This window comes from Fulvitalea axinellae, assembly GCF_036492835.1.
In the GTDB taxonomy this organism is placed as follows: Bacteria; Bacteroidota; Bacteroidia; order Cytophagales; family Cyclobacteriaceae; genus Fulvitalea; species Fulvitalea axinellae.
The window spans coordinates 1,757,269-1,772,684 of the sequence record NZ_AP025314.1 but is presented as its reverse complement, the minus strand read 5'-3'; the positions used below and the strand labels follow the sequence as shown (position 1 = coordinate 1,772,684).

General features: G+C 44.8%; 14 protein-coding genes. 6 read left to right on the top strand and 8 right to left on the bottom strand.

Going from position 1 to position 15,416, the window contains the following annotated elements; genetic code table 11:
- The first annotated feature begins 130 nt into the window (after positions 1 to 130).
- Entirely contained in the window at positions 131 to 2,008 is a 1,878-nt protein-coding gene (locus tag AABK39_RS07155; protein WP_338394235.1) for a GAF domain-containing protein, read from the top strand.
- Between the two features lie 96 nt (positions 2,009 to 2,104).
- Here AABK39_RS07155 and AABK39_RS07150 read toward each other — a convergent pair whose 3' ends face one another.
- From AABK39_RS07150 to AABK39_RS07135, 4 genes are all read right to left on the bottom strand, one after another.
- Positions 2,105 to 2,668: a 1-acyl-sn-glycerol-3-phosphate acyltransferase gene (locus AABK39_RS07150; protein ID WP_338394234.1), complete on the bottom strand. Its 564-nt coding sequence runs from the start codon at positions 2,666 to 2,668 to the stop codon at positions 2,105 to 2,107.
- A gap of 63 nt (positions 2,669 to 2,731) precedes the next feature.
- Positions 2,732 to 3,529 carry a patatin-like phospholipase family protein gene (locus AABK39_RS07145; RefSeq protein WP_338394233.1) on the bottom strand — a complete coding sequence of 266 codons (798 nt, stop codon included), beginning with the start codon at positions 3,527 to 3,529 and terminating at the stop codon, positions 2,732 to 2,734.
- 94 nt (positions 3,530 to 3,623) lie between these two features.
- Positions 3,624 to 4,463 (bottom strand): MBL fold metallo-hydrolase, encoded by an 840-nt coding sequence (locus tag AABK39_RS07140; RefSeq protein ID WP_338394232.1) that lies wholly within the window; start codon positions 4,461 to 4,463, stop codon positions 3,624 to 3,626.
- A gap of 93 nt (positions 4,464 to 4,556) precedes the next feature.
- Positions 4,557 to 5,507 carry an acetyl-CoA carboxylase carboxyltransferase subunit alpha gene (locus AABK39_RS07135; protein ID WP_338394231.1) on the bottom strand — a complete coding sequence of 317 codons (951 nt, stop codon included), beginning with the start codon at positions 5,505 to 5,507 and terminating at the stop codon, positions 4,557 to 4,559.
- A 400-nt stretch (positions 5,508 to 5,907) separates the two neighbouring features.
- On the opposite strand from AABK39_RS07135, the gene trxA reads away from it, so the two are divergent.
- Positions 5,908 to 6,210, top strand: coding sequence for a thioredoxin (trxA, locus tag AABK39_RS07130; protein ID WP_338394230.1), 303 nt, complete (start codon positions 5,908 to 5,910; stop codon positions 6,208 to 6,210).
- Between the two features lie 58 nt (positions 6,211 to 6,268).
- On the opposite strand, the gene AABK39_RS07125 is transcribed toward trxA, so the two are convergent.
- Together AABK39_RS07125 and AABK39_RS07120 are read right to left on the bottom strand one after the other, a co-directional pair.
- The gene (locus AABK39_RS07125; RefSeq protein WP_338394229.1) at positions 6,269 to 8,215 is read right to left on the bottom strand and encodes an OmpA family protein; all 1,947 of its coding nucleotides are present in this window, start codon (positions 8,213 to 8,215) and stop codon (positions 6,269 to 6,271) included.
- A gap of 17 nt (positions 8,216 to 8,232) precedes the next feature.
- Positions 8,233 to 8,814 (bottom strand): 7-carboxy-7-deazaguanine synthase QueE, encoded by a 582-nt coding sequence (locus tag AABK39_RS07120; protein WP_338394675.1) that lies wholly within the window; start codon positions 8,812 to 8,814, stop codon positions 8,233 to 8,235.
- 245 nt (positions 8,815 to 9,059) lie between these two features.
- Here AABK39_RS07120 and AABK39_RS07115 point away from each other — a divergent pair, with 245 nt between their 5' ends.
- Entirely contained in the window at positions 9,060 to 9,506 is a 447-nt protein-coding gene (locus AABK39_RS07115; protein WP_338394228.1) for a GNAT family N-acetyltransferase, read from the top strand.
- On the opposite strand, the gene AABK39_RS07110 is transcribed toward AABK39_RS07115, so the two are convergent.
- Together AABK39_RS07110 and AABK39_RS07105 are read right to left on the bottom strand one after the other, a co-directional pair.
- Positions 9,503 to 10,927, bottom strand: coding sequence for a COG3014 family protein (locus tag AABK39_RS07110; protein ID WP_338394227.1), 1,425 nt, complete (start codon positions 10,925 to 10,927; stop codon positions 9,503 to 9,505). The genes AABK39_RS07115 and AABK39_RS07110 overlap by 4 nt on opposite strands.
- A 99-nt stretch (positions 10,928 to 11,026) precedes the next feature.
- On the bottom strand, positions 11,027 to 11,617 hold the full coding sequence (locus tag AABK39_RS07105) for a penicillin-binding protein activator LpoB (protein WP_338394226.1): 591 nt from the start codon (positions 11,615 to 11,617) through the stop codon (positions 11,027 to 11,029).
- Between the two features lie 438 nt (positions 11,618 to 12,055).
- Here AABK39_RS07105 and AABK39_RS07100 point away from each other — a divergent pair, with 438 nt between their 5' ends.
- From AABK39_RS07100 to AABK39_RS07090, 3 genes are all read left to right on the top strand, one after another.
- Complete coding sequence (locus tag AABK39_RS07100; RefSeq protein WP_338394225.1) at positions 12,056 to 12,484, top strand: GNAT family N-acetyltransferase; 429 nt, start codon at positions 12,056 to 12,058, stop codon at positions 12,482 to 12,484.
- Positions 12,485 to 12,513: 29 nt separating this feature from the next.
- On the top strand, positions 12,514 to 14,478 hold the full coding sequence (locus AABK39_RS07095; protein ID WP_338394224.1) for a ComEC/Rec2 family competence protein: 1,965 nt from the start codon (positions 12,514 to 12,516) through the stop codon (positions 14,476 to 14,478).
- Positions 14,479 to 14,749: 271 nt separating this feature from the next.
- Positions 14,750 to 15,412, top strand: coding sequence for a hypothetical protein (locus tag AABK39_RS07090; protein WP_338394223.1), 663 nt, complete (start codon positions 14,750 to 14,752; stop codon positions 15,410 to 15,412).
- The last annotated feature ends 4 nt before the right edge of the window (positions 15,413 to 15,416 follow it).

Below are 15,416 nucleotides of genomic sequence, written 5' to 3'. Positions count from 1 at the left end.
GATTTCAGGCTCAATCATATCGTATATTTCCTACCGATTTTATAAAAAAACCACTCGAGACCAATTAAAAAGCAGTGAATTTTTTACAAAATATTACGCAGACGAAATAACAGACCAACTGAACGAGTACATGGAAACCGTAAGACAACTCGCAAGGGCTGTCGAAGAGTACGAGACCATTCCGGAAGAGGATCGCAGATCGGTTTTGAGCAGCCTAATGCGACGCGAACTTGAGAACAACGACGAATTGCTGTCCGTTTGGAGTAAGCTGGAAACTTACGCAATCGACAGCTTGGCGCATGAGTGGATCGGTAAACGGGGAAGCTCCGTGGCGGGTAACTTTTACTACACCTTCTATAAAGACGAAGGGGAAATCAAACTACGCCGAAGCCGTACCAAAAAAGCGGAAGATGTCTTCACGAACGGCTATTACGTAAAACTAAAAGCCAGCAAAGGCGAAAGCCTTCTCGACCCATACAACTTCTCTTACGGCGGTAATTCCAAAAATTTTCTTCAGGCCAACCTTCTCTCTTCCGTATTAAAAGACGGCGAAGAATTTATGGGAACAATGGGTGTCGATATTTCGATGGAACAGCTAAAGAAAATCGTTCAATCCGCAGACTACCACAACGAAGGCAACGCAATCCTTTTTTACGAAGACTATCACAAAAAATATTACGATGACAACGAGCGCTATGTCGCCGCAAAAAACATATATATAGAAGACAGTGTGCTTTTCGAAAGTATACAAACCGAAATCACTGAGAAAATAAAATCCGAACCGGTCGAATACCAAAAGGACCTTTACCAGTTCGCTTTGACGGATTCCTTAAACAGGGAATTCATAGCGTTTACAGTCCCAATTAAAGTCGGGAAAGCGCCGGAACGCTGGTACTTTACGCAGTTGATTCCCTATGATGTCATTAACAGCGAAGCGACAGCGATAATCTGGCAAACAGCGATTATTTCCTTAGCGGGCATTGGGCTTATTATCCTAATCGTCTACAATTTGATCAGGTCCATAACCACTCCCCTTATTCGTATCACCGAATTGCTTGGAAAAATGGCTAAGGGCGAAAAGGTTAAGCTTACAAAGCGTAAGGTCACAGATGACGAAAACGAAACGACCCTAATGTACCAGGCATTGGAGGCGATGAACGAGGGCATAGACGAAAAAGCAAAATTCGCGTTGGCCATTGGCAACGAAGATTATAGCCAAGATCTGCAGATCAAAAGCGACGAGGATATGCTAGGCAAAGCGCTTTTGCAAATGAAACAGTCGTTGGTGGCTTACAGGGAAAAAGAACAGGCTCAGAACTGGATGTCAGAAGGAATTGCGGAATTTTCCTCGATCCTTAGAATGCAAGACCAAAGTTTCGAAAAACTGGCGGATGATATCTTGGCTAAATTGATTCGATATCTGGACGCCAACCAAGGTGTTATAGCCCTTGCGAAAGAAATCGAAAACAGCACTATGCTGGTACAAACAGCCACATACGCCTATGGAAGAACCAAGCATGTGGAGTTGACGATTGCGCCCGGGCAAGGGCTAATGGGCCAAGTGTTTTTGGAAAAAGAGCCCAGATACCTTACCGAAATCCCCCAAGGATATATCCGTATAACATCAGGACTTGGTGAATCTACTCCAAAAGCTATTTATATCGTCCCGTTGATTTCCAACGACGAGGTTTATGGCGTAATGGAGATCGCCTCTTTCCAGAAATTCTCCGAGAACGAGCGCATTTTCATCAACAAAATAGCGGAATCCATCGCGTCCAGCGTATCGGTAATGCGGAGCGGCGAGCTGACGAAAAAGATGTTAGCCGAATCCCGGTCCGTCTCTGACGAACTTCGTAGCCGAGAAGAGGAACATCGACAAAACATGGAAGAACTTGCCGCCACGAACGAAGAGCAGGAAAGAATGCGAAAAGGCTTTGAGGACGAAATCGCTTTCCTGAAAGAGAAAATAAGGAAGATGGAAGAAGCCGACTCAGCAACAGCTGAATAATCGATTCTTACCCAAAGAAAAATCCTCAAACGGAAACTCCACTTGAGGATTTTTTTATTCTTCAAATCGTAATTTCTAAATAGTCAGGAAACCACTTTATCGAATTCCCTTATCTGGATGACGTCCTTGTACCTGACGGTAAAAAGATTTGATCTCCTCCAAATCCTTTTCATAATCGCCGGTCGGATGGATTATAGGGCCTACACCGGCCTTCTTTTTTCCATAATCGAGGTACCCTAAAACGATCGGTACTTTGGCGTTGAGGGCCACGTAATAGAACCCTTTTTTCCAACGCGGAGCATAACTACGGGTTCCTTCCGGCGTAATCATCACCACCAGCTCCTCTCTTTCGGCAAAAAGATCAGTCATGGCCTCCACCATACTGCGACGCTTCTCTCCCGCCTTCTTTGGCGAACGGTCGATAGCTATGGCTCCCAACGACTTGATCAGCCAGCCCAATGGTCCCTCGACCCATTCTTTTTTGATTGTAAACCTTACGGGAACTCCCATCAGGAAAAAGGCGGCCCTGGCAAAAACAAAATCCCAGTTACTTGTGTGCGGCGCCGCAATCATCACCGCCTTATCAATATCTTTGGGCAAATCACCCTCCACTTTCCAACCGGCAACCTTGAATATCAGGTTTGCAATTAATTTCCACATCTTATTTCTGGTTCTTGGTTTTGTCAGACAGAACCCGAAGTTAAGGAATTCATCGGACAGAACTTATGTCAGGGCCTCCAAAAAAGTCTTATCCTCCAGACGGCGTAGGCCTTCCCGATATCCGATTTCGAAAATCTCATCAGCTTTGGAAAGGTCAAAAGGGCTATATTTTTCCAAACCTTCAGGCTCTACCAAAAAATCGCACAACGAACGGCCTTTGCTGGTCAAAGTCCTAGCCATAATAGCCGAAACCCTGTGCATTACCCACGGAAACTTAAGTTGTTTCTCATCGAATTCGTCAGGTACGGGAAGCACGTTTATCCCCACCAAAAGATCGCACTCATCCGCCAACGGCTCGGCCGGCAAGTTATTGGAAAAACCTCCGTCAACATAATAACACCCATCCAGGTGAACGGGCTCAAAAACCAAAGGAATAGCGCACGAAGCCAAAACTGAGGTGATAAGATTCCCTCCCGAGTGCAAGTAATTTACACCGCCTTTATTCAGGTCTGTCACGCTTACCACAAGCGCTTTTTTCAGGTTTTCGAAATCATTATCGGGAAAGATACGCATTAGCTTTTTCTCAAAACGCTGCACCCTGAACAGCCCTCGCCTGCTCCACGCAAACCGTAGAGTTTTTACAACATTCGACTCTTGTATAATCCGAAAAGCTTCATCAGGATCAAAGCCTCCCGCATAAAACAAACCGATCAATGCTCCGGCGCTACAACCGGAAACCATATCGAAATCAATCCCTTTTTCTTTAAAAGCTTTCAACACTCCCAAGTGCGCATAGCCATGCGAACCGCCACCCGACAGCACTAAACCTTTCCTTACAGTTTTATTTATTTTTTTTCGCATACAAATCCGTCTTTCCTTCTAAAAACACAAAGCCCTAGCCAAAATTGATCGGCTAGGGCTTGTCTATGCTTTTTTCGGAAAAATACCGATTCGCTTAGGCTTCCAGAGCTTCCTCCAAAGACATCAGGCGATCTACTCTCGGGCCTTTTTCGGTACTTTTCAACGTACAGCAATCGTACTGAGCGTCATGTTCCAAAAAGAGGATAACATTTTCCTTCTCTACCCATTCGAGCCATTTTTTCTTTTCTTCCAAAGTCTTGAGCGGATTCACGTCATAACCCATCACGTATGGTAACGGAACATGACCAGCCGTAGGAAGAAGATCAGCGGCATAAAGGACTTTCTTTCCGCCAACTTCGATCAAAGGCAACATCTGCGATTGCGTATGGCCACAGACCTCCACAAACTCGAAAGGCAAATCATGTCCTTTATCCGCAAATTTCAGTTTACCGCTAGCCTCGATCGGCAAAATGTTCTCTTTCAAAAAACTGGCTTTTTCACGGGCGTTCGGATAAACGGCCCAATGCCAATGCTTAGAATGACTCCAATGTGTGGCTTTAGGAAATGCCAAACCAGGCTCTCCACCTTCGCCAGCCACAACGGCGCCACCACAATGATCAAAATGAAGGTGTGTAAAAAACACGTCCGTAATATCTTCAGGGTCCACACCCGCCTCACGAACTTTCTCCCGGATGTCATTATTGACATCCCAATCATAAAAACCGAAGAACTTCGCGGTCTGCTTGTCTCCCAACCCTGTATCTATGAGAATCTTTCGGTCATCGGTTTCTACCAAAAGACATCTGCACGACAATAGGATTCGGTTTTTCTCATCCGCCTCATTCGTCTTCGACCAAATAGTTTTTGGCACCACACCGAACATCGCACCGCCGTCCAAATAGAATTGGCCAGCCTGAACCATTTGAAGTTTCATAATTTCCAGATTAAAACCAAAAAGACGAACCCGTATGGGTTCGCCTTTCTAATGCTATACAAAAAGATTATACTTGAGTAATGGTTTTCATGCTTATCCCTCCTGCACTACGCCCATCTCACAAAATTTCTCTATCCGCTTGTCGATTCGTTCCTCAGGATCCATATCCTTCAAGGCCCCAATCTCTTCAAGCACTACGCTCTTGAGCGTTTCGGCCATGGCTTCCACATCCGTGTGGGCACCGCCTAACGGCTCAGGAACTATCCGGTCCACTAATCCGAAACCGGTCATGTCTTCGGCGGTTAGCTTCAGCGCCTCGGCCGCTTGTTCTTTATACTCCCAGCTTCTCCACAAAATAGAAGAGCAAGATTCCGGCGAGATAACCGAGTACCAAGTGTTTTCCAACATCAGCACCCTGTCCCCGATTCCGATTCCGAGCGCTCCACCGGAAGCACCTTCTCCGATAATCACGCAAACAACTGGAATGGTCAACGAGAACATATCTCTCAAGTTTCTGGCGATGGCCTCGCCTTGGCCCCTCTCTTCGGCCTCAAGCCCTGGAAAGGCGCCCGGAGTGTCGATCAAGGTAACTACCGGAATATTGAATTTCTCGGCGGTTTTCATCAACCTGAGGGCTTTTCTGTAGCCTTCCGGATTCGGCATTCCGAAATTCCTTACCTGACGGTCTTTGGTATTACGGCCTTTTTGCTGACCGACAAACATAATTGGTTGTCCGTCTACAGTGGCCAAACCGCCCACCATCGCCTTATCGTCGGCGAACTGGCGATCACCGTGCAATTCGATAAAATCGTCCGATATCGCGTTGATGTAGTCCAGTGTATACGGACGCTCGGCGTGACGCGACAATTGTACGCGTTGCCAACGAGTCAGATTACTGAACGTATCTTTCTTTAAATCGAGGATTCTTTTCTCAAGCGTCTTCACGGTATCGTCCACGTCCACGCCGTTTTCGTCAGCCAAGTTTTTCATTTCCGCCAACTTGACCTCCAACTCGGCGATGGGTTTCTCAAAATCTAAAAGCATAATTTTTCGGTTCGCTTTTGTGTCGTAGAAGGTTCCAATCGCTAAAGTAGCCAAGATTTTCTAAAGATCAAGGCTAATTTATACGATGATAATCCACAACCGCACCCGGTACAATAAACTGAATATTTAATATTCGATCAGTCTAGTGTTGGTTCGTTCAGGTTTGGCGCGGCCACTGGTTTTCCCTATGAATTGAAAGGGTAAATATTCTCTTTTTATTCCTAAAATGAAAATAATTACACCGATGCCCGCCGTTGGGTTTCCCCGCCATAACGGGCATTTTTCACCATATTCTCGGCCCGCTACCTCGACACATTGTCATATTTCCTGTCAATTAGACCCGAGAAGCGGTTTTTGCACGGTTTTGAAGCGATCTTTACCAATCAAAACCCAAGAGAATATGGCAAAAGGCAATTTCAACAAACTCGTGAACCGAAACAAGCCCGTACTCGTAGATTTTTACGCAGACTGGTGCGGTCCATGCCAAACGATGGCTCCGATACTTGAGGAAACCGGAAAAGAAATGGAAGAAAAGGTAGATGTAATAAAAGTCAATGTTGACAAAAACCAGGCGATAGCCCAGCGCTTCGGAATCCGGAGCATCCCTACCCTAATCCTTTTCAAAAACGGGCAAATAGCCTGGCGAAAAGCGGGGTTGCTCACAAAAAATCAACTTATAGCCCATTTACAAAAGGCTCTATAAACACAAAACCCGGAGGGCTTCATTTCCTCCGGGTTTTGGTACTAAGTTCAACGAGCTGTTATTTTTTCACAATCTTAAACTGGATCCTACGGTTAAATTGGCGACCGTCCTCCGTTTCATTGTCACGTTCGGGGCGTGTCTCTCCATATCCTTTAAAGCGCATCGACATTTTTTCGACGCCGAAAGACACTAGAGCGTTGTAAACAGATTCAGCCCTTTTCCACGACAGCCTCAAATTGTCTTGGTCTCCACCGACATTATCGGTATGGCCCTGAATTTCCACAATCATACCCGGATTGCTTCGCAGAAAGCGAGCGACTTTCGTCAGTTCCGTTTCGGATTTTTTCTTTATCTCGTAGCTGTTCGTCTCAAAAAAAACATTACTGAGCCTAGCCTCTAGATTTTCCTCCACAGGCGACAAACGTATATCCATTTTAATCGGGACAGTGTCTTGGCTTGCCACATAATCAAAAGACAAAGTCTTGAACAAGTAACCTTCGGCTACCGCAAACAAACCATATTCTCTCCCTTGGGTCAAGACAAACGAATAATCGCCGTTGATCGAGTCAGAATTCACTCTCGCCACAAGGCTATCCGCATTGATGTCCATCAAATCAATTGTAGCGAAAAGCGGCTCATCGGTTTTGTCATCAAGTACAAGCCCTTTCACGTAATTCACCCGGTTTTTAATTCTCAACCTTTCCGGAATATCGAATTCGTACATATAACTGTACAGCTGGCCTTCCTTTTTCTCGTCTTCGGAGTAATACCCTTTGGAACCGTCAGTGGAAACGAAAAGCGAAATCTGGTCCCGATGATTATTGATCGGATACCCCATATGCTTTGCGCCTCCCCAAGAGCCGTCCGGGGCCCGTTCGGAATAAAACAGGTCATAACCTCCCAACCCCGGGTGACCTTCGGACCCGAAATATAAAGTACCGCCGTTAACATGTACAAAAGGCGCTATCTCATCATCTTTCGTGTTAATCGAACGGCCTAGATTTCTGGCGAGTTCCCATTCCTCATTTTCATTTTTATATGAGAAATAAATATCCCTTCCACCATATCCTCCCGGTCTGTCAGAAACAAAATACAGCGCCCTGCCGTCCGGCGAAAGCGCAGGTTGAGACTCCCAACTGCGTGAGTTAATGGCTCTTCCCAAATTTTTAGGAACAGACCAATCCGCTCCGTCCCATTTGGAGATATAAAGATCACAACTCCCGAGATTTCCCCCGCCTTGAGAACACGAGGTGAAAATCAACGTTTTTCCGTCAGCCGAAATTGCGCAGGTTCCTTCGTTAGCCGGCGTATTTATGTTTTTGGAAATAGATTGTGGTACGCTCCACTTACCGTCATCTCCTTTTACGCTAAAGAAAATATCCTCATCAGAACCGGGAGCGTACTTCTCCCGACAGGTAAAAAGAATCATTTTTCCGTCAACCGTAAATGTCGGAAAATACTGTAACCCGAACTGATTCAAAGGCGCAGGCAGTTTATATGGAGAAAAAGGAGTAGGATTTTTTAGAATCCCCAAAGCAAACTGTGACTTAGCCAACACTTCCTCCGCAGTTTTCCGGTAGCGCCTGTCTTTCGGCGCCGTGGCCAAGTATTTTTGCGCCAAGTCGATAGCCCTTTCGTATTCAGCATTTTCAAAAGCGGCCTCGGCTACCAAAGCGTAAATAACGGGATAACTGGTCTTGCCTCCCCCCATTTCCAACACTCGCTCATAAACGGCCAACTGCTCTTTCCTACGAGCCATGACCTGATAACAAGACGCCAACCTGAAATAGGCGTCTATATAATTCGGATCCTTGTCAATCGCTTTTTTGAGCAAAGCTATCGCTTTGTCAAAATTACGATGGCGCACGCTTATTTCGGCATCTTTGAATAGCTTCTCCGCCCTTCTGGACGTTGTGCCTCCCCGTCCTTGCGCAGACACGTCAACACAAAATCCGAGTACCGACAAAAAGAAAAAAAACAGTATTCTCGACAATTTCTTACGCATAGGCCGATTTCGATAAATTACGGAATATCTAAATATTTGTGTACCTGCACACAAATCCTCCATTTCGGATTATTTTTCACATACTCTATTAGTAACGGCAGAATTCTGTCGCGGTTGGACCATTCCGGCTGAAGATACAACCGAGTTCCGGGACGAAGTTTATCCACGAAACTTTCCGCCCATTTAAAGTCGGACGGATGGTAAATCACAACTTTGAGTTCGTCCGCCAATTGAAAGATCCCGGGATCCGGGGCTTTAAATTTCTTAGGCGAAAAGCATACCCAATCCCATTCTCCGCTAGCCGGATGTACCCCTGATGTCTCAATATTTACCTGAAAGCCCGCTTCCTTCAACTTTTTCGTCAACGGCCCACAGTTGTAAATAAGAGGTTCACCGCCCGTAACCACAGCCAAACGGCCCGGAAATTTGATCGCCTCCGCCACAATGTCGTCGACATCCATGACCGGATGGTCCTCGGCATTCCACGATTCCTTCACATCGCACCATACACAACCGACATCACAACCGGCCAAACGGATGAAATACGCAGAATGACCTTGGTAGAATCCCTCTCCTTGTATCGTATAAAACGCTTCCATTATCGGCAAGCGTTCTCCGTCTTGAAATTCCTGAATATTAGTAGTTGACAATTTCCTCTAATCTCTAATTCTATCCTCTTTTCCTCTTTCGGCGGCAAAGATAAGCTTTCCTCCCGACACATTCGCATTTATACCCGAATAGCGACAAGCTTAAAAGTCCGCGATAATCTTACAAGCGAAAAAAAGAATTGATTTTCTCCCCCACCCTTTTTTGGTTAAAATGTGCCAATAAAGCCTTCAAAGCCATGAAACTCTTCTCTTTTTTCTATTCCGTTTATACCTATGCGCAACTTTCGCCAGAGTATGCCGAATTCAAAAAAAACATTCACGGCCAAGACTGGATTGCCGACAACAAAGCTCCCAGCTCCTTTTATGTCGTAAAAGAATCGCCAGAAGAAGATGCGCTTATCCTTGGCGGACTCGAAGTAAGAGGCTCTGAGTCTTCTTTGGAAATCCTTGATATGTGGGTCAGGGAAAGCCACCGAAACCAAGGCCTAGGCGGTTATCTTCTCTATTTAGCGGAAAGGGCCTCTTGGAAAAACGGCACTCGTCTCTCTTTCGCAACGCAGGAGAAAAACCTCGGCGAATTCTTAACCCACAAAGGCTACGAAATCTCTCCCGACGGAAAAGCGGAAAAACGAACATCGCCCCAGCCTGACATGTTTGTCCGACAGAATCAAACCACGAATTAATATCCGTACCTATAGCCGTTGTCCCCTTGTTGATAAAACGCCGGATTCACCTCCAGTGAAGAGAAAGTTTTGAATTGGGTTTGGCCAGCTTTTATATCCACACTTATATCGTGCTTAGCCGTTCCTCCCGATTCAGGATAAAGATTCAAGCTCATTCCATTCTTACCTTCTGGCATTCTGATCCTTGCATAATAAATACTGTGCGGTAAAGTCTGCCAATTTCGGGTATCGGCTTTTTCGCTTACCGCTCCCAATATCTGCGCAGCCACGCCCAAACCTTTGCTTTCTTTGCCCAACTCATAAGCGGCCACCTGCTTCAAAGCCACTCTCAACAGTGTTTTTCCGAATGTCCAAAGCATTCTTTCCTTAAGGATTTTGAAAGATATAGCGTTTACATCCTCCACCTTCTCCAGAGCAACCCTCTGTCCGTCTTGCGTCACTAATTCGGCTCCGCCAAAATAAACAGGACGCTCAACATATTTCGGAAAAACAACCCGTACGGTTTTCAACCCTTCTATGCCAGATCGCTCGCCGGCTGGAATCGGGAAAGGAAATGATAAACCTTGCTGGACATTTTGAAAAACCACAACACCGGGATACGATTCGGTGATGATAAAATTAATTCCCCATTCGTCTTTGACGGGGCCCAATCCGTTCCCCCACAAAAATACTACATCGCCTTGGCCGTTCATCGGGGTGTGCTTGTATTTCATTCCGAATTGATGTTCAAACTTTCTCAATTCTTCATCAAAACCATTGAGATAAGCGGTCCGCAACAAGTCTTTTTTCAGCTGTTCGGGCGCTCCAAGCCCAAAATCAGCCGTATATGAGCCATCATAGATTTTCAAAGCGTTTCGATAAGCGATAAAAGCGTTATTCACATCCCCATCTGCATCGTAGATCAACCCGATCAGGTTATGTATGAATGCGTCAGCCTTAAACTTATTTTTGCTTTTGTATTTGTCCGACAACCGATTCACCAAATTATTCAGCCTGCGACATTCCACCAAAGCGGCGTCATGACTTCCGAGCTTCAGGTAGTTCACCGCTTTGTAATACAGCACATAAAACCGTTCATGGTCCTCTGCCGGGTAAACCGTCGTTGTCGGGTTCACCAAAAATGTCAAAGCCTCATTAACATAGTTTTTTTGATAATCCTCCGTGAATATATAAGCCTTCTCAAACCAAACATTGCTCTCTTCATATTTTCCAAGCAATTGCAAGACGACTCCCTGATTCACGAAGTAAAGGAAACGCTCTTTGCCAGATCCTTCCTTGCTGTTTTTTTCCAGAGTCTTTTCCGCCTGTTCCAAATGTCCAGAGGTAAACTCGTCATTGAATTTCTTATTCTTCGTGTAATATGTCTGGCAAGAAGTAAGCAAAAACACACAGACAAAAAAGCGCGCAATAAGCTTCACCATATCAACCTCCACTTTATCCTCACAGCTTAAACAACAGAAAAAGAGACAACGTTTCGAGGCGTTGTCCCTTTCAAAAAAACTTAATAACAGAAATCGTTATTAGTCTGTAATATATTTCTTGATTGTCTTATTATTCAACCAAACCTTTTCATTTGTCTCCAAATCATCCAATTCTAGAGTCACCGTATAGGCTTTCACTTTCCTTTTTCCATACTCATCAAGCACTGAAGAGATCTTTCCGAACATCATAAAGTCGGCGCCAAGCTCTCTGCCCCACTTTTTGGCAGTCTCTTTTGAGGCGAACTCCTGTTGTTGCGCTCTTTCCTCCCGTAACTTTTCCCTGAACTCGCTGTTTTGAACCACCCTAACTCGGCCGGAATTGATAAACTCTTGCTCTATCGCCGTAATGAACGGATCTGGATTAATATGCTCATCGGTCTTGTTTTTCACATACCCAACTATCACTACCGGTTTCCGCTTGTGGACACTCTCAAAGTTGGTTACCCACGGCCTGTTCATCACATCGGCAATCATACTTTCGGCCACTTTCCTGTCATCGCTGTCGTTCCAACGGCCACTTAAGTCAATCTGTTGGTCCGGACTTACCCTTGTAACAGTATGTCGTGAACAGGAAGACACCGCTACCACCAACAACACAAAAACCAAACTTCTGATCACTCTGCTTTTCATATCAACAACAATTAGTATATAACCAAACGCTTCTAATAAAAACGCCCGAAAACATCGTTTACGCACGTCAAAGAGAAAAAGTTCCACACTCTTTCTCTTCCATTTCATCTATATAACCACGCCTCCTCATGCTTTAATTAATGTAAAATAATACAAAACACATTTTAGCGAAGAAATCGACTAGTTCTTATGTAACGACACTTTCAGGCGGGTCAAAGTTTAGAGTAAAAGAAAATTTCGGGCTTCTTTTCGGTTTCTCCCTACGAAAACCGACCGTCCATTTTTATTTATTCAACAGCTTTGCTATTATTCGTTCCAAACAAACGAAAAAAGGGTTCGAAAGTAGCCACACTCTCTCAAAGGCACCCTATTTCCATGTACTATTTTTAATGCGTTTAGAACTATTCGACAATTCAAACATCTACGAGATCTCACGGTATGGTAACGGTAAAAAAGGTAATGTCCGACCCCGAAATGGCGGAATCGATGACAATTCGAAATTCGGTGTTTTTGGCCGATGACCAATCACTGGCCAACGAAGCCTTTGATTTAGCCTCGGTACACTTTATAGCCTATGACAGCCAAGAAACAGCATGCGGAACCGCCCGTTGGCGCTTTGTAGACGACCAAATCCATTTGGAAAAATTCGCCGTACTGAAAGAATACAGAACCAAAGGAGTCGGGACGGCGCTGGTAAAGGCCGTATTGGAAGATATCCGATCCAATCCGCACACTTCCGGTTTCCCAATAGTGTTGGCCTGTCGCCCAGAGTCCGTCTTTGTTTACCAGAAATTCGGCTTCACAAAAAACGGAGATCCCTTCTTGGACGAAGACCAATATTTCATCCCCATGATAAAATCCGAATAAACCGGAACGCTTTCTGAACACCCCATTCCATGACGTTCGGAAAGCATCCTTTATCTTTTCTTTTATTATTCGCTGTTCTGGCAATTTCTTGCGCCAGCGCATTACCCAAATTCAGCTATCCAACCGTCTCCGTTATTTTCTTAGCGCTTCTTACAATAACTTACGGCATCGGAGCGCTTCGGAAATTCCGAAAACCGCTTGCCATTTTCTTTACCGCTGTCGGGGTTTTCGCCATCTACGCCCTCCGTACTGAGAAACAAACAAGAGAACACTCCACAATTCCTCAAGGCAACTACCTAAAAGGGAAAGTCACCCAAAACAAAGGGAAATATCTGATCGTCGCTTTCCAAAACGACAACACCCGACTAAACTGCGTTTGCTTCGGCAAAAGCATCATTTCCGAGAAAATACAGCCAGGCAGTCTAATCTATACCAAAGCGACACCTACACCACTACGCCCACCTTCCAATCCTGGCGCTTTCGACTTCAAAGCTTTTATGAACCGCAAAGGGGTTTTCCATTCAGTCTACTTAACCAAAGGCTCCTACAGCACATCACCTCCCGAATTCGGTTTAACTTCGATTTTCGACAAAATCAGACACAACACTTCCGAGAATATCCACAAATCATTTTCCGCGGAAAATGGGGCTATAGTTCACGCATTACTACTTGGGAAGAAATCCGAACTGTCGAAAGACACCCGCAAACTGTTTTCTTCAGCTGGCACGGCACATTTACTTGCCGTATCAGGTCTTCATGTCGGCATAATTTACGGGGCATTGCTTTTTCTTTTTCGCTCTTGGCGCAAACAGCCCAAATACCGACTCATGTTCCTGTTCGTGGTTCTTCTTTCCTTACTTTCCTTTTGCCTGCTTACAGGCATGCCCGCCTCTGCCGCTCGGGCTTCCGTCATGTTCGGGCTTTTGGCTATAGGCGATTATCTACACCGAGATTCCGTTCCGCTCAACACGCTCTGCGGTACCGCTCTAATAATGCTCTTCATCAATCCGCTATGGCTTTACGATCTTGGCTTCCAACTTTCTTTTCTCGCCATAGCAGGTATTCTTACCATCTACCCAGCACTTTCCTCCATTTTCAATCCTAAAAAATATCTGCCTCGAAAAATCTGGCAAGCCCTATGCGTATCTACCGCCGCCCAAATCGCCACACTTCCCCTCATTCTTTTCCACTTTGGAACTTTCCCAACATATTTTCTTTTATCAAATCTTCTTGCCGTTCCGATTATCAGCGTCTGCACAATCTTGAGCAGTGTTTATATTTTCATTCAAGAATTCTCGTGGCTATCCACCCCATTCACTTGGTGTATTGAACAATTACTCAATATATGCCGACATATTCTCGTATTCATCAACCAATTGCCAGCCTCCACAATTCAACTACGGGGCTTTGGTATTATTGAGCTCATTTCAACATTGTCAATTACAATCATGGCCCTAGCCTTCCCTCAACGTTTCCGAAAGTTTCGATGGGCACTAATTCCATTAATGTCGGCAGTAGCATTAACTGTTCGGGGCATCCAACCTATAAAACCCGACAAACTTGTCGTTTACAAAACCAAATATGGGCCAACACTCGACCTTATCTCCGAAAGGGCTAGAGCTTTTATCAATCTGCATACTACAATTCCAGACACGGCAAGCTTTCCTTATTATATAGCGAACACCAGAATCGGATTATCCGAAAAACAAACTCCCAGCATGACATTAAAGGGAGTGAGATTATATACGGTCAACGGAAACACATTTGGAATAATCGACAATCCAACACCGGCGATTCTCGACATTTGCGAAAAGCACATCGACTTTAATCTATTCTTAAAAAAACCAGAAGAACCGGAAACGAGCGTCCAATCTTTAGACGGAACATGGATCATCAATGACTTTAAGCCAAAAACGGCTTCTTTTTCCCCGAAAAAACACTGGATGAAGACATTTGGAGGGAAGTCAATTGAATTAATTGAATCAAAAAAATAATTATTTCGACCGATTTTGTGAAATAAATCGAGAATTGAGCCGTTATGAGAATACCAATTAAACGCAATTAAAGCCCGAACGTATTGCGTTTAACCTATCAAAATATCTTATTTTTTGAAATAACCGAAACTTTTGATCAGTTTTTTACACTTAAAATAATTAAAAGTAAATTTAAAACCATTTAAATTATATTTGCGTATAAGAAAAATAAGCATAGCTTTGCGGCTTCCTTTTTGCTTGATCCAATGTTGGGCTAAGGACAAAGTAAATTATGAAAGCATTCATCAGTTTTATAGGCGTGTTTTTCATCAACGTCGCACAAGTGACGGACGATCCCGTGAAAGCAACAGAATCTCCTATTGAGGAAGATCCCGCTACCCTCGAAGAATATGAGGATATAGCAGGAGGCGTTTCAATATGGAACAACCACAACGGCTTCAAAAAGTTCAGCGAAGCGATTCGTTTCAGAGAATCTAGCGACCGTTACGGCATCACGAACAGTCACGGCTATCTTGGCGCCTACCAGTTTGGCAGAACGGCCCTCAAGGATTTAGGGCTTCAAAAATACCAAACAAACAAAAAAGCGTTTCTGACGGATCCGTCTACGCAAGACGAAGCGTTCCTTCGCTATTGCATGATCAACAAATTCCGTTTGAGAAACTACATCAGAGTGTTTTCGGGCCGGAAAATCGCCGGTGTTCACATTACCGAAAGCGGCATATTGGCGGCGGCCCATTTGGTCGGATCACAATCCGTCAAAGACTGGTTCAACTCACGCGGAAAAATTGAGCCGAAAGACGCTTACGGCACAAGCTTGAAAGAATATCTGGTAAAATTCTCCGGATTCAACCTTGACATCGAGGCAAGCAGAAAAGGCCGACTCACTGAAAGCGCCGGCCTTTTCCCAAAATATAGTTTCGAGGCGAAAATCTAGCCTC

Bases quoted from the DNA above. Each gene is read 5' to 3' on its own strand.
- AABK39_RS07155 (WP_338394235.1), top strand. From the start codon at position 131: ATGGAAACCGTAAGACAACTCGCAAGGGCTGTCGAAGAGTACGAGACC.
- AABK39_RS07150 (WP_338394234.1), bottom strand. From the start codon at position 2,668: ATGTGGAAATTAATTGCAAACCTGATATTCAAGGTTGCCGGTTGGAAA.
- AABK39_RS07145 (WP_338394233.1), bottom strand. From the start codon at position 3,529: ATGCGAAAAAAAATAAATAAAACTGTAAGGAAAGGTTTAGTGCTGTCG.
- AABK39_RS07140 (WP_338394232.1), bottom strand. From the start codon at position 4,463: ATGAAACTTCAAATGGTTCAGGCTGGCCAATTCTATTTGGACGGCGGT.
- AABK39_RS07135 (WP_338394231.1), bottom strand. From the start codon at position 5,507: ATGCTTTTAGATTTTGAGAAACCCATCGCCGAGTTGGAGGTCAAGTTG.
- trxA (WP_338394230.1), top strand. From the start codon at position 5,908: ATGGCAAAAGGCAATTTCAACAAACTCGTGAACCGAAACAAGCCCGTA.
- AABK39_RS07125 (WP_338394229.1), bottom strand. From the start codon at position 8,215: ATGCGTAAGAAATTGTCGAGAATACTGTTTTTTTTCTTTTTGTCGGTA.
- AABK39_RS07120 (WP_338394675.1), bottom strand. From the start codon at position 8,814: ATGGAAGCGTTTTATACGATACAAGGAGAGGGATTCTACCAAGGTCAT.
- AABK39_RS07115 (WP_338394228.1), top strand. From the start codon at position 9,060: ATGAAACTCTTCTCTTTTTTCTATTCCGTTTATACCTATGCGCAACTT.
- AABK39_RS07110 (WP_338394227.1), bottom strand. From the start codon at position 10,927: ATGGTGAAGCTTATTGCGCGCTTTTTTGTCTGTGTGTTTTTGCTTACT.
- AABK39_RS07105 (WP_338394226.1), bottom strand. From the start codon at position 11,617: ATGAAAAGCAGAGTGATCAGAAGTTTGGTTTTTGTGTTGTTGGTGGTA.
- AABK39_RS07100 (WP_338394225.1), top strand. From the start codon at position 12,056: ATGGTAACGGTAAAAAAGGTAATGTCCGACCCCGAAATGGCGGAATCG.
- AABK39_RS07095 (WP_338394224.1), top strand. From the start codon at position 12,514: ATGACGTTCGGAAAGCATCCTTTATCTTTTCTTTTATTATTCGCTGTT.
- AABK39_RS07090 (WP_338394223.1), top strand. From the start codon at position 14,750: ATGAAAGCATTCATCAGTTTTATAGGCGTGTTTTTCATCAACGTCGCA.